The sequence below is a fragment of the Pedobacter sp. HMWF019 genome, from assembly GCF_003061025.1.
GTDB lineage: Bacteria > Bacteroidota > Bacteroidia > Sphingobacteriales > Sphingobacteriaceae > Pedobacter.
The window spans coordinates 1-1718 of the sequence record NZ_QAIL01000506.1; the positions used below are offsets into that span (position 1 = coordinate 1).

Genomic DNA, 1718 nt, shown 5'->3' on the forward strand with positions numbered 1-1718 from the left:
GATCCAATGTATGATAGTTGCACCTAAACATTTCCTTCCATATAAAACACTCTCATTCTTGGGAGTTTGTATTGATCAATAACTTTTAAAAAAATGTCCCATTCATCTTATTTTTTATAAATATCTCTGTAATCTAAAGTGATCTTGGTGTTGCCCTTCTTGTAAATATCTAGTTTTAAAGAACCTTTCTTTTTAGAAATGGAATCCCCAATCTCAATATTACGTTCCCAAAGACTATATATTTCATAACGATATTTATTGGCTAGCATCGCCACCTTTATGTTGTGATTCTGGGTTTCAAAGTACATAGTATCTACCCTCCCGCTAAAATCTTCAGTTAAATCGTCTTCCGAGTATTAATTCATCCGTACTTTTGCCGGTATACGCTGACCAGAAGACAAAACCAAAAAGAAGAATTATAGGAACAATAACGATTCCATATATAATTGTTCTATCGGTCGGGGTTGTATTTTTTTCGAAATCACCTTGGTCATTTTTACGCCATTCCATTTTGAAAGCAGTTAGATTAGTTATTGTTCTGATCCAATAAGAGAATAATTTCGCTTTCCAACGTTCGCTCGGATAATAGTAAGAAAACGTAAGTTCAAGTATCAGTACTTCAGATTATTTTACTTTGCACCAGGACGTTTGTCAGTATTTTGTTTTAGAGCTAAAGCAACCCCTCCACCTATCAATCCTATTATACTTGTCATAATAATAACCAGAACAACCATCAGTAGGGAAAAATTAACAGAATAGTCCTCCTTACCCATATTTGCTTTAAAGACTGTCGCTACCGCCCAACCAATTGTCGAATCAAAAAATCCGACAAGGGCAGTATACAATATTCCTTTTTTTAAACCCTGTTTCTTTGTGGTAAGGAACCCAACCGTAAGATAAATGATAATAGATAGAAAACCGATGTATTGGTAGTTAAAACCAATCCACCGCGAAGTGAGTGAGCCAAGCAGATCCAATAGAAATATTAACGATATTCCAAATTGTAAGGGGTTAAGTTTTTTAAATATTGATTTCATTTTAATGTTATCTGAAATCATGAAGATATGGATATTATCATTACTACACAGCATTATCTTCATTGGGAAAAACATATAAATCAACATCAAACTCAACATTAAGCTTCCTTACTAATTCATTATAACGCGAATTTAAATGTACCCAGGGAGTACTCTCATCATTCCCAGCATAAACAAATAAAGCACAAGAAAATTCACAGCAATACCTATCACATAATATTTTAAAGCGATGAATGTTAGATTCTATAGTATCCAACAAGGATTCCATTTGATCTTCAAATGGAGAATACTTACTTAAACCAGAACCTAATATCCAGCTGTTTTTTTTAATTAATGGTGAATCTATATTGTTTGGATTTCTTTTCTCACCTTTCACATAGATTTTATCCGGTTGTATACCACCTAATATTTCAGTTATTTCGCTATGAGTAATATCATGAAAATCATGTATCCCAAAACGTACTATAATTTCATTTTTCATATCAACGTTTATTTTGGATAGCCTCGCTTGATCAGTTGTAAAATAGCCTTTTTTATTGCTATTTATCTTAGATAATACGTTACATGGTCCAGAGTATCCTAAAAGTACGACGATCTATTATAGAGAAGTATATCCAAAATCAGCTTTTCCAATTAATCTTTTAGAACTGTTGTGATGCCATCCCCTTTTAGTTCAACTTT

At 32.7% G+C, this 1718-nt stretch carries 3 protein-coding genes; all 3 read right to left on the reverse strand.

What is annotated here, in order from left to right:
* Positions 1-107: 107 nt before the first annotated feature.
* Positions 108-269, reverse strand: coding sequence for a hypothetical protein (locus DBR11_RS30375; protein WP_233260916.1), 162 nt, complete (start codon positions 267-269; stop codon positions 108-110).
* A gap of 360 nt (positions 270-629) precedes the next feature.
* Entirely contained in the window at positions 630-1037 is a 408-nt protein-coding gene (locus DBR11_RS25900) for a hypothetical protein (RefSeq protein ID WP_146186669.1), read from the reverse strand.
* 43 nt (positions 1038-1080) lie between these two features.
* Positions 1081-1518: a DUF4279 domain-containing protein gene (locus DBR11_RS25905; protein ID WP_108555465.1), complete on the reverse strand. Its 438-nt coding sequence runs from the start codon at positions 1516-1518 to the stop codon at positions 1081-1083.
* Between the last annotated feature and the right edge of the window lie 200 nt (positions 1519-1718).